At 42.1% G+C, this 12,527-nt stretch carries 12 protein-coding genes; 10 read left to right on the top strand and 2 right to left on the bottom strand.

What is annotated here, in order from left to right:
• Positions 1-101 precede the first annotated feature (101 nt).
• From J2S10_RS18210 to J2S10_RS18250, 9 genes are all read left to right on the top strand, one after another.
• Entirely contained in the window at positions 102-962 is an 861-nt protein-coding gene (locus J2S10_RS18210) for an energy-coupling factor transporter ATPase (RefSeq protein ID WP_307410381.1), read from the top strand.
• Positions 962-1,849 carry an energy-coupling factor transporter ATPase gene (locus tag J2S10_RS18215; RefSeq protein ID WP_307410383.1) on the top strand — a complete coding sequence of 296 codons (888 nt, stop codon included), beginning with the start codon at positions 962-964 and terminating at the stop codon, positions 1,847-1,849. The genes J2S10_RS18210 and J2S10_RS18215 overlap by 1 nt, the downstream gene beginning before the upstream one ends.
• Positions 1,839-2,681: an energy-coupling factor transporter transmembrane component T family protein gene (locus J2S10_RS18220; protein ID WP_307410386.1), complete on the top strand. Its 843-nt coding sequence runs from the start codon at positions 1,839-1,841 to the stop codon at positions 2,679-2,681. The genes J2S10_RS18215 and J2S10_RS18220 overlap by 11 nt, the downstream gene beginning before the upstream one ends.
• Before the next feature lie 117 nt (positions 2,682-2,798).
• Positions 2,799-3,350 (top strand): ECF transporter S component, encoded by a 552-nt coding sequence (locus J2S10_RS18225; RefSeq protein ID WP_307410388.1) that lies wholly within the window; start codon positions 2,799-2,801, stop codon positions 3,348-3,350.
• The gene (locus J2S10_RS18230) at positions 3,350-4,315 is read left to right on the top strand and encodes a P1 family peptidase (RefSeq protein ID WP_307410390.1); all 966 of its coding nucleotides are present in this window, start codon (positions 3,350-3,352) and stop codon (positions 4,313-4,315) included. The genes J2S10_RS18225 and J2S10_RS18230 overlap by 1 nt, the downstream gene beginning before the upstream one ends.
• 190 nt (positions 4,316-4,505) lie before the next feature.
• A complete protein-coding gene (locus tag J2S10_RS18235; protein WP_307410391.1) occupies positions 4,506-5,714 on the top strand; it encodes a M20 family metallopeptidase in 1,209 nt (402 codons plus the stop codon).
• A gap of 27 nt (positions 5,715-5,741) precedes the next feature.
• Positions 5,742-7,175 carry an aldehyde dehydrogenase family protein gene (locus tag J2S10_RS18240; RefSeq protein ID WP_307410393.1) on the top strand — a complete coding sequence of 478 codons (1,434 nt, stop codon included), beginning with the start codon at positions 5,742-5,744 and terminating at the stop codon, positions 7,173-7,175.
• A gap of 152 nt (positions 7,176-7,327) precedes the next feature.
• On the top strand, positions 7,328-8,098 hold the full coding sequence (locus J2S10_RS18245; RefSeq protein ID WP_307410395.1) for an SDR family NAD(P)-dependent oxidoreductase: 771 nt from the start codon (positions 7,328-7,330) through the stop codon (positions 8,096-8,098).
• Between the two features lie 108 nt (positions 8,099-8,206).
• Positions 8,207-9,211: a DUF418 domain-containing protein gene (locus J2S10_RS18250; RefSeq protein WP_307410398.1), complete on the top strand. Its 1,005-nt coding sequence runs from the start codon at positions 8,207-8,209 to the stop codon at positions 9,209-9,211.
• A gap of 4 nt (positions 9,212-9,215) precedes the next feature.
• Here J2S10_RS18250 and J2S10_RS18255 read toward each other — a convergent pair whose 3' ends face one another.
• Both J2S10_RS18255 and J2S10_RS18260 read right to left on the bottom strand, forming a co-directional pair.
• Positions 9,216-9,530, bottom strand: a complete 315-nt coding sequence (locus J2S10_RS18255) for a DMT family transporter (protein WP_307410401.1) — start codon at positions 9,528-9,530, stop codon at positions 9,216-9,218.
• 1 nt (position 9,531) lies between these two features.
• A complete protein-coding gene (locus J2S10_RS18260) occupies positions 9,532-9,879 on the bottom strand; it encodes a DMT family transporter (RefSeq protein ID WP_307410403.1) in 348 nt (115 codons plus the stop codon).
• Positions 9,880-10,270: 391 nt separating this feature from the next.
• Here J2S10_RS18260 and J2S10_RS18265 point away from each other — a divergent pair, with 391 nt between their 5' ends.
• Complete coding sequence (locus J2S10_RS18265) at positions 10,271-12,502, top strand: bifunctional diguanylate cyclase/phosphodiesterase (protein WP_307410405.1); 2,232 nt, start codon at positions 10,271-10,273, stop codon at positions 12,500-12,502.
• Positions 12,503-12,527 lie beyond the last annotated feature (25 nt).

Here is a 12,527-nt window from a genome sequence, read left to right on the forward strand (position 1 = left end):
TGAAAAAAGGGTAGACTTTCCAATAGGGGGATTACCTGCTAAAATCTAAGACATGCATATGTAGTTTTCTGAATATTATAAATAAGCAGGGAGGGAGATAAATGGAACCAATAATTCGCTTAGAAAATGTATCATTTGCCTACAAAATCAATGAAAAGACGTCTGTTTCCGTTCTTAAAGATGTTTCCTTTTCTATCTTCCCGGGTGAATATGTTGCGATTATCGGTCACAATGGGTCGGGAAAATCCACACTTTCCAAGCATTTTAACGGGATTTTAACCCCTGGGTCAGGAGATGTATGGGTTCACGGTTTAAATACAAAAGAAACTGACAACAAGAGAGACATCCGTAAAGCAGTCGGGATGGTTTTTCAGCATCCTGATAACCAAATTGTTGCGACTATTGTTGAAGAGGACGTGGCATTTGGTCTGGAAAATATCGGCGTTCCGCGTGAAGAAATGAAGAAACGGGTCGATGAAGCATTGGAAACGGTAAAAATGTCAGAGTTTCGAAACAGGCCGCCGCATCACTTATCCGGAGGACAAAAGCAAAGGATTGCGATTGCGGGAGTCCTTGCGATGCATCCGGATACAATCGTGTTTGATGAGGCAACGAGTATGCTCGATAGCTTTGGCCGAAAAGAAGTGCTTCAGGTGATGAGGAAAATGAACGATATGGGTATGACGATAATAACAGTCACCCATCGCATGTCGGAGGCAGCCGAAGCGAACCGTATCATCGTGATCGAGGGTGGCCAGATTGTAATGGATGGTTCTCCCCGTGAAATCTTTAAACATAAGCAGGAGTTAGATAAGCTGCAATTAGATGTACCTGCTGTCAGTCAAATCGCGGAAATCATCCACCAACAGTATCCTGATTTTTCAAGGGACTTAATTCAAGAAGACGAGCTTCTTACTGAAATTAAAAGATTCGAAAGGGCGAAACCGAAGGAGGTGATCTAATGCCGCAAAACCTTATCATCGAAGTAGAAAATTTATCTCATACCTATATGAAGGGAACACCGATGGAGCATACTGCCTTAAAAGGTACGAATATGTATGTTGAAGAAGGGGAATGTATCGCGATTATCGGTCACACCGGTTCGGGAAAATCGACAATGATTCAGCATTTCAATGGCCTGATGAGACCGGAAACGGGAAAGGTGATCATCGGTGGCGAAGACTTATCGCAAAAAAAGCTTGATTTGAAATCACTGCGGCGGAAAGTCGGACTTGTTTTTCAAAATCCTGAGGACCAAATTTTTGAAAAATTAATTGGCGACGATATTGCTTATGGGCCGTTTAAATTAGGCTTGCCATTAAAGGAGGTGAGGGAGCGCGTAAAATGGGCGATGGAGGTTGTCGGTTTGGATTTTGAAGAAATGAAGGATAGACAAACGTTTGCCTTAAGCGGCGGACAAAAGCGCAAAGTGGCTTTAGCTGGAATCCTTGCGTTGAAGCCGAAAATTTTAGTGCTCGATGAACCAACTGCAGGTTTAGACCCACGGTCCCGTAATGAGCTGCTGGATAAAATTAAATTTTTAAATAAAGTAGAGGGACTAACAGTTGTTTTCGTTTCACACAATATGGAAGAGGTTGCATATTTAGCCGATCGAATTTATGTCATGGCAGGCGGGACAGATGTGTTAACAGGCACTCCTAAAGACATTTTTTCCGACAAGGAAAAACTTCAACGTTACCAAATCGGAACCCCTGAAACGGTACAGGTCCTATACCGTCTTACTGACCTTGGATACAGTGTAAATACTGCGGCCTTTACGATTTCTGAAGCAGCGGATGAAATTATCAAGGTTTTGGCCGGTAGAGAGGAGGGGAACCATGTCCAGTGAGTTTGAACTGTCTCGAAATATTACAATCGGCCAGTATGTCCCGACAGGTTCATTTATCCATCGTTTAGATCCGAGAGTTAAACTATTAAGCTTTGTCATTCTGGTTTTAGCGATTGCTTTTAATACGTCTTATTTTGGAAATTCCATTGGTCTTTTATTATCTTTTTATTTATTTTGGGCTTCTAGAATCCCGATTAGCTATGGGTTATCCGGCGTGAAACCGGCTATACCGTTTATCATCGTTTTGGCTGTGCTGCAGCTTTTGTTCCAGGGGCAGCTTTTTTCAGGAGGTACTGTTTACTTCCATTCAGGTTTTGTCCTGATTACAAGCGAAAGCATTCGCCTGGTGGTGGTTTCGGCCGTTCGGTTTGTGGAAATTATTTTCTTAAGCAGCGTTCTGACACTATCAAGCTCGATCACAGAATTAACTCATGCCATTCAAAGTCTGTTAAGTCCTTTAAAAAAAATTCATTTTCCGGTCCACGAAATTTCGCTGATTACTACGATTTCGATCCGATTTGTCCCGACTTTTGCGATGGAAATGGAAAAAATGATGAAGGCCCAAGCATCCCGTGGAGCTGACTTTGGCTCGGGAAGCTGGTGGAGAATCGTCCAACGAACAAAGGACATGTTCCCAATTATTATCCCGTTATTTAATATCGCCTTATCAAGGGCAGAGGACCTGATTCTTGCCATGGAATCACGCTGCTACACACCTGGAAATGACCGAAGCACCTTTTCGGTGTATAAAGCACTGCCAAAAGATTATTTCGCTTTACTGATTGGCCTTTTATTCTCAATTCTATTACTTTTTTATCCGTTTCCTTATTAATTGAAGGGCCTCTTTAGGTTTTTGTACTTTTTTTCAAGAGTTTTGTACATTTTTTCGAATGTCTTGAATTTTTAATATTATTTGGAAAAATAAAATAAAGAAAAGGGGAGAAAAAGAATGAAAAAGTCATTAACGGTTCGTGATATCGTTATCGCCGGTGTGCTGGGTGCCGTGGCTATTCTTTTGGGCGTAACTCGTTTAGGCTATATTCCGGTTCCAACAGCTGCAGGGAATGCGACGATCATGCACATTCCCGCGATCATTGGCGGGATCATGCAAGGGCCGGTTGTCGGATTAATTGTCGGGGCTATTTTTGGGATCTCGTCTTTTTTAAATGCGACTGTTCCATTATTTAAAGATCCACTGGTAGCCATCCTGCCGCGCCTTTTTATCGGGGTTGTCGCCTGGCTTGTGTATTCCGGCCTTCGCCGTAAAAACGAATATTTGGCCATCGCTGTTTCTGCCTTTTTAGGAACATTGACAAATACCATTCTTGTTTTAACAATGGCGGTCTTAAGACACTATTTAACTGCCGGCGTTGCTTGGACGGTTGGGTTAACAAACGGAATTCCTGAAGCGATAGTCGGTACGATTGTAACGTTGGCGGTTGTGTTAGGCTGGAAACAAATCGGAAAAAACAAGAAATCAAAGATCTCTGAGGATTTATAATGTATGGGCAAATAATCGATGTACCCGGAGTAAAGGTAGGAAATAAAGAGGACTACGACGCATTAACAGGCTGTACGGCTATTCTTTTTGAAAATGGCGGTGTTGCGGGAGTAGACGTTCGCGGATCTGCTCCCGGAACTCGGGAGACAGATCTTTTGAATCCGGTCAATCTTGTCGATCAAGTCCATGGAATTTGTTTAAGCGGCGGCAGTGCCTTCGGCTTGGACGCCGCTTCAGGCGTGATGCAATTTTTAGAGGAACAGGAAATAGGCCTGGATGTTGGGGTGGCAAAGGTGCCGATTGTTCCCGCCGCTGTGTTGTTCGATCTTGTTCACGGAGACCCAACCGTTAGGCCTGATAAAAAAATGGGATATGAAGCTGCTACTGAAGCCGCAAGCTCCGCATTCCGAACAGGCAATGCGGGTGCCGGCTGCGGGGCGACCGTAGGGAAGCTTGCCGGCTTAAACAATTGCATGAAAGGCGGACTTGGAACGGCTTCCTTGAGTTTGGAAAATGGAGTCGTGATTGGCGCAATTGTTGCTGTCAACCCCGCCGGCGACGTCCGGGACCCCTCAACCGGTGAAATAATGGCCGGTCCTTATGTGAGAGAAACCGGTACGTTACTTGATAGCGTGAAGCTATTGGAACAAAACTATCGGCCGACGATTCCAACCGGTACAAATACCACGATTGGGGTGGTCGCGGTGAATGCTGATTTAACAAAAGGAGAAGCAACGAAGGTGGCGCAAATGGCCCAGGATGGCTATGCAAGGACCATCTATCCTTCCCATACGATGTATGACGGTGATACCATTTTTGCGGTTGCTACCGGAGGAGAAAGGATTCCTGTTGACGTCATTGGCGGACTGGCAGCAAAGGTGATGGCCAAGGCCATTCAGAATGCCGTCGAATCCGCTGAAAGCATTGCGGGAATTCCTGCTTACCGTGATTTAAACAAAATGTAGAAAAATGAACCTGGTAGGTAAATCGAAACAATTCAGAAAAACCCAATCAGGTTCATTTTTTCAAATAAGATAGCTGTTTTCGAAATTTTGACGGACATAATGTTTGCTGTGGGTCATATATCAGCGAATTTATTAATATAGTTCTTTGTCATTTTCAAATAGGAGAGCTTTTCAAAAAGGAGGGGTTTAAGTGGCTGTGAATGTCAGTGATTTTGTCGATGACAAGGAAGTAATTAACTTAACGAAAGCGTTAGTTCAGATTCCGAGTGTTTACCGTCCAAATGACCCCGTGGGGAATGAAAGCAGAGCAGCCCAATTTGTCTATGAATATCTGAAAAATTTAGGTTTTGAAGTGTACATTGAAGAAGTGGTTCCCGGACGGCCGAATGTAATTGGAATCCTTGATTCAGGCAGGCCGGGGAAGACGATTCTATTTGAAGGACATACCGATGTGGTAACTGAAGGGGACCGGGATGCCTGGAGCTATGACCCATTCGGAGCAACAATCGAGAACGGAAGGATGTTCGGCCGCGGCACTAATGATACAAAAGGGAACCTCTCGGCAGCAGTAGCAGCTGTTCATGCAATCAAGAAAAGCAAGTTGAAATGGAATGGAAAAATTATATTATGCATTCCTTGCGATGAAGAAGGCATGATGATTGGCATCAAGCATTTTATTAATCGGGGCTGGGCTCAGGGTGTAGATGGGGCGATTATCTGTGAGCCGGAGGAAAACCAAATTTGTATCACGCAAAAAGGAGCGATGAGGGCCGTTCTTCGGACATTTGGAAAAATGGCGCATGGAGCGATGCCGCTCGCCGGTGTGAACCCCAATACCCGAATGGCGCAACTCATTTGTGAGATGATGGTGCTCGAGGAACAGGAAAAACAGCGGGTCGGGGAGCACCGGTATCTAGGTTGGCCGAGTATTACGCCGACGATTATTTTAGGGCCGGAAAAAGGGGAACCGCAAATCAACGTGATTCCTGACCATTGCATGACAACCCTTGATATTCGAACAGTCCCCGGGCAGAACCATGATCAACTGAGAACTGATATCGAAAATATTTTAGCAAAACTGGCTTCAAAGGACCGTGATTTTAAGGCGTCGATGGAAGTGATTGAGAGCCGTCCGTGGACGGAGACTGATTTGGCCGATCCGATTGTAAAGGCGAGTATAGCGTCTTATCGTGCAGTTGTAAGGAAGGAGCCTATTTTTAACGGTGTCCCTGGGGCCACGGATGGGACATTTTTACATCTTGCAGGAATTCCGATTGTCACCACCGGGGCAGGAGATCGTCATATTCCCCATCAAATCAATGAATATATTGATTTAGCAGAATTAGTAGAAGCATCGCGGATTTATGCGCAAACTACTTTGTTATTTTTAAATGATTAGGAGAAATATAGATTGGGAGGCGGGATTATGGCAACGGAAATTCCTGTTTATCATTTGCTTATTGATGGGGAATGGGTAGTTACGGATGAATATACCGATGTTCATGATAAGTACACCGGCGAAACAATCGCCAAGATTGCCAAAGCAACGAAATCACATATTGACCTAGCGGTAACGGCGGCGCAGAAATCGTTTAAGGAAAACAGGCTGTCTGCCTTCCGGCGATATGAAATTTTATTAAAAACAGCGGAGTTAATGGAACAAAGGCGGGAGCATTTGGAATATTCGTTGGTGCAGGAAGTGGGGAAAACCGTTAAAGATGCTAAAGGCGAGCTGGACCGGGCCATTAGTACATTTCGAATTTCGGCGGAAGAGGGAAAAAGAATTGCAGGCGAAATGGTGCCATTGCAAGGTGTTCCCGGCTCTGAGAATCGCCTTGGCTTCACAATCCGCGTTCCAAAAGGTGTCATAGGAGCGATTACACCCTTTAACTATCCACTTTTACTGGGCGCCCACAAAATCGCCCCGGCATTGGCGGCAGGAAATACCGTCGTATTAAAGCCGGCGACTGTAACGCCGATTGCATCCTTCCATTTAGTAAATCTACTCCATGAAGCAGGACTTCCAAAAAGCTGCATTCAAGTCATCACCGGCTCAGGCAAGGATGTTGGTGACTGGCTGCTGGCTGATCAAAGAATTGCGATGTATACCTTTACCGGCTCGAGTGAAGTCGGCGCATCAATTAAAGCGAAAAGCGGGTTGAGGCCTGTGGCACTCGAGCTCGGGAATAACTCTCCTAACATTATTCATAACGATGCCGATTTAGCATTGGCCGCGGAACAGACAGCACGACGAAGCTTTCATAACGCAGGACAGGCTTGTATTGCTGTTCAGCGTATTTATGTCCATCAGAATGTTTTAGATGAATTCACCAATCGATATCTTACTATTGTTAGAGAGTTAAAAGTAGGTAATCCAAAAGATCCTGAAACGGATGTCGGCCCGATGATTGAGGAGCGGGAAGCAAGGCGGTCGGAAGAATGGGTTCAAGAGGCGGTTGCTGCCGGTGCCAAATTACTATTTGGCGGTCGGCGAGAGGGAGCTCTTTTTTATCCTACTGTATTAACGAATGTCAGTCCAGAGATGAAGGTTGTTTGCAGGGAGGTTTTTGCGCCGATTGTTACGATTATTCCTTATCAAACGATTGATGAAGCGATTGCTTTAGCTAATCAATCTGAGTACGGGCTACAGGCAGGAATTTTTACAAGGGATATTAATATAGCCCTAAAGGCATCGAGAGAATTGGAGTATGGCGGCGTGATTGTCAACGATGTGTCTACATATCGCAATGATGTAATGCCGTATGGCGGTGTGAAAAATAGCGGTTTAGGCAAGGAAGGACCGCGTTATGCGATTGAAGAAATGACGGAAGAGCGGATGGTAGTGCTGAATTTATTTTAAATCGGTAAATGAAATAATTCGCAAATAAAACACGTGGATTCGCAAATAAAACACGTGGATTTGCAAATAAAACACCTACATTTGCAAAAAAGCTCAAAGAGAAAAAATGTTTGAAAATTTTCCTTAATTTTTAACGAAATGGAGGTTACAAAATGCTTTTACAAGACAAAGTAGCAATTATTACCGGAGCAGGTTCGGGAATGGGCCGAGCAATGGCATTATCTTTTTCAAGAGAGGGGGCAACCGTTGCTGTTGCCGATATCAACGTAAATGCTGCGATTGAAACTGTCCTGCTTATTCAAGAACAAAATACCGGGAAAGCTTTCGTCCATGGCGTTGACGTCAGCTATGCAAAATCAGTGCAAGAACTGATTAATGATGTCGGGGAAAGAGAAGGGAAAATTGATATCGTCGTTAATTGCGCGGGATTACCGCAAGCCTTCACTCCAATTGAAGAGTTAGAAGAGGATGATTGGGATCGACTGATGAATGTAAACGCAAAGTCCATTTTTCTGACAGCCAAATACGCTGTACCTTATATGAAAAAGCAAAATCAAGGTGTAATTTTGAATATCTCCTCGATTGCCTCAGAACGGGCCCGCCCTGGTTTAAATGCATACTGTGCCTCTAAAGGAGCAGTTGTGGTGTTAACTAAATCACTCGCTTTAGAGCTTGCCCCGTTTGGCATTCGAGTCAATGCCATCAACCCGGGACCGGCCAACACGGAGATGCTGGGAAAATTCATCTCAGCTAACGAAGGTGAAAGGGAGCAGCTAAAACAAGATGTTTTCCTAAGCAGCATTCCGCTTGGCAAACTGATCGAACCCGAAGATATTGCCGAAGCGGCCCTATACCTTTGCTCCCCGCACTCGCAAAAAATTACGGGAACCATCCTTAATGTAGATGGTGGGAGAGGAATATAAAAACTTTCACGAACACAAATGAGAGACGGATATTTTTGAATATCCGTCCCTTTTTTTGAGTAGAGTTTGAAAATGAGTTATGATAACTTTTGGGAAGGAGCTGTATACATGATTCCAACGGAACGAAACAAACGAATCGAAATACTTGATTATTTAAGAGGATTTGCCCTGCTTGGGATTATTCTCGTTAATATTCTTCCGTTGCTATCGGTTATGTCTCCGAGTCCACATTCGTCCGATGCCGTTTACCAACGCTTTTTATATTTATTTGTTGAAGGCCGGTTCTATCCTATTTTCTCCTTTTTGTTTGGTGTTGGTTTTTATCTTTTTATTTCAAGAGCTAATGCGAAAGGGGAAAATGGTTATTTACTGTTTTTACGGAGAATTCTAGCCTTATTTGTCTTTGGATTTGTTCACCTCCTTTTTCATCCGGGCGAGGCATTGACGGTTTACGCAAGCTGCGGCCTGATGATCTTACCATTTTACAAAGTAAAAAAAGAGGTGAATCTCGTTTTAGGGGGAATACTTTTAATCGTTTTGGCCATTTTCGCTGCAAAGGTTTTTATGGCCCTGCCATTGATATTATTAGGGCTTGCTGCAGGACAATACCAGGTATTTGAAGACATTTCACAAAAAGTAAGGAAAGTAACTATTTTTACGGTGATTATGTTTACGTTAAGTATCGCCGGCCTATGCTGCCAGTACCAGTATGTCCCAAACCTTCCCTTTGTTGCGGGGAAAACTAACTCAATACCGACAATGAGATTTCTACAGATTGGAATCATGGCAGGTCCATTCATTTCTGCATTTTATGCAGGAATACTAATCTTATTGCTGCAATTTTCCGTCATACAAAAAGTATTATCCCCATTGAAAAGCTATGGAAGAATGGCATTGTCTAACTATGTCTCACAGACAGCACTGATTTTGTTAGCTGGGAAACTATTTAATTGGTTCGGACACATTCCTTATCAACAAACATTGTATGTATGCTTAGCCATCTATGCCATCCAGCTCATCTTCAGTAAAGTATGGCTGAGTTTTTTCTATTTCGGTCCATTAGAATGGATCTGGCGAATGATAACCTATCGAAGAGTGCCGCCTATGTGGTAAGCCATTACGAAAGTGCCCCTAACCCCATTACACCAATTAAAATCAGAATGACGCTGAAAACACGGCCTACGTTTTTTGATTCTCCAAAAAGGTACATATTGATTAACACAGCACCGGCTGTCCCGATTCCAATCCAAACGGCATAGGCGATACTTGCTTGTAAATAATGGAAGGATGAATATAAAAAGATAAAGGAAGTACCAAATCCTCCGATATAAAGAATCCCATTTCGTATTGTTTTTCGTTGACTATATAATTTTAGCCCGGCAGCCCCGATAATTTCACATGTTCCGGCTAGAATAACAAACAACCAGCCCATGCTAAGCGGCCCCCTTCACTGCTTCTTTTTCATCATTGTTATCTGCCAGGTTTAACCCAATAACACCTACTACAATAATCGCAACAAATATAATCTTTCTAGTAGTAAAGCTTTCTCCAAAAAGAAAGATATCCATTAACACCGTTCCGATTGTCCCCACACCTGAAAAAACGGCATATACCGTACCTGTAGGCAGGTTTTTGCATGCTTTCGGGAGAATGTGAAAGTCGAGAAAGATGATCAAAATAACAATTCCCCACTGCCACCAGTTCTGTGCTTCATTAAATCCGTAAACCCAAATTAATTCAAACAGACAGGTTAACATGACGTATATCCAGCCTTTATTCATTACTTCCACCTCGTTAAAACTTGCTGCATTTCGACAATAACGGTAACCTTTATAGATTACCCAATGTTGTTTAAACTAGCAAAGATATGGTTTATTGAGATACAGGAGGTAAAAATTAATGGCACACTGTTGCCTATATCGGTTTCAGTTATTACATGTCACGTAACGCTACGGATTCATCTTGTCCTTAAGCGCTCAATTGGCGGTAGAAATTCGGTTGAATTTTTGGTTCTTCTTTAATCATTAAGTTAGAGTGGTAGAACATCAGAATCTCTTTTTATATCAAATCATACGATTGTTAAGTCGATTAAATTTTGATATTTTAAAGATAAACAATCTTTTTCATTAGTCGAAAAATCTCGTTAAATGTAAAAATAAGAGGGGAACTTAAATGAGGACCACAAATATAAAAATTTCACTTAATTGGATACTCATTTTAGGGTTAATCCTCTTTTCGGTTTTGCTGGATAAGGTAGGTCCAATCTTGTTTCCGTCTGCCAAGCTCATTGAGCTTACTTCTATCGTGGTATTAATTGGAACCTTGCTGCTTTTAATATTCACTTTAAATAAGATGGGAAAGACAAACGATGAGCTTCAACGAAATAAGTTAAAATTGAAAAATATTTTTGATACTCTCGATGTAGCCATCTGGTCTCACGATTTAAAAACGGATACGCTCCTTATCACCCCTGGAATTGAAAAATTGTATGGCTACTCTTTAAATGATTTTTATGAAGACCTTAACTTATGGAAAAAAGTGATTTATCCTGATGATCTTTACATTGTTAAGGAAAGAGAGAAAAAAATAGCATTAGGAGAGGCAGTCACAAGTGAATACCGTATTATTCGACCAGACGGGGAGGTACGGTGGATTCGGGACCGGGGTTTTCCAACTCTTGATAATAAGGGCAACTTTGTTGATTTTAATAGTGTATTATTTGATATTACGGACCGGAAAGAAAGTGAAGACCGTTATCGAAGCTTAGTAGAGATGTCACCGGATATCATTGCGGTTGTCAGCCGGGACAAAATTGAATATATTAACGAAGCCGGAGGCATTCTGGTAGGTGCTGCCAGTCCGGAAGAATTAATTGGCCAGTCCTCGTTGAATTTTGCACCAATGCATGTCGTAGAAGACATAAAAAATAAGCTAAATACGATTGATCATCATAATAAGGAGAAAATCCGCCTTGAATTTCAGGTTAAACGACTGGACGGAGAAAGTATTGATGTGGAAATGGCTGCTACGCGTATCCTTTATGAAGGCAGATTTGCCATTCAAGTAGTTGGAAGAGACATTTCAGAGCGAAAGAGGACAGAGAAAACCATTCAAAATCTGGCTTATTATGATACATTAACAGGACTGCCTAACCGAAACCGCTTTAGAAAATATCTAAATGAACTATTGAACAAACAGGATCCCCCAAATCTAGCCGTTTTGTTTTTAGATTTAGATCGTTTTAAGATGATAAATGATACAAAGGGGCATACAATCGGAGATTTAATGCTGCAAAAAGTAGGTAAGCGGTTAAAGGATACGGTAGGAAAAGATGGACTTGTATCCCGCCAGGGTGGTGACGAGTTTATTATTTTACTGGAAGAAACCACTAAGGAGATCGTCACAAATATAGCACAACGTATTTTGGATAAATTTGCAAAATCGATTGAAATAAATAATCAGGAGTTTTTCGTCACACCAAGTATTGGAATAAGTCTATATCCATATGATGGGACCGATGAGGAAACGTTGATAAAACATGCAGATACTGCTATGTACCAAGCTAAAGAGCTAGGGAAAAATAATTTTCGCTTCTATTCGTCTAATCATAACGGATTTTCGATTCGAAATATGGAACTTGAAAACGGATTAAGAAAAGCACTTGAGCTAAATCAATTTACCCTTTATTACCAACCTCAGGTGACTATAGGAACTGGGGAGATTGTAGGCATCGAAGCCTTGATTCGGTGGCAGCATCCCGAGCACGGTTTTATTCCTCCTTCAGAATTTATTCCGCTTGCTGAAGAAACGGGGCTCATTGTGCCAATTGGAAAGTGGATATTGCGTAAAGCCTGTGAACAAATTAAAGCCTGGCAGGATGCAGGGTTACCGCATATTCCTATTGCAGTAAATGTATCCGTGAGACAATTCCAGGATGACCATCTCATCGATTATATTTCCGGCATTCTTGATCAAGTTGGCCTTGAGGCAAAGTATTTGGAATTAGAAATTACTGAAAGTATTATGCAAAATATTGAAAGGTCAGCCCTTATTCTAAATCAATTGAAGGAGATAGGTGTACTCCTTTCAGTTGACGACTTTGGAACAGGTTATTCTTCCTTAAGCTACTTGAAACATCTTCCAATTGATAAAATCAAAATTGATAAATCGTTCGTTGATGATATTATCTATCATTCCAATCAAGGAATGATGGTCAAAACGATTATTGATATGGGACTGAATTTGCAGTTTAATGTCATTGCAGAAGGAATCGAGACGGAAGAACAGGTGAATTTTTTAAAGCAAAATGAGTGTGAGATCGGACAAGGCTATTTCTATAGTCAACCGTTACCGGCGGATCAGATGAAGGAATTTCTAACAAAAAGTGGTATCCCTGTTCAATAGGGAAACCACTTTTTTTAAACAGTTT

The organism is Neobacillus ginsengisoli, from assembly GCF_030813055.1.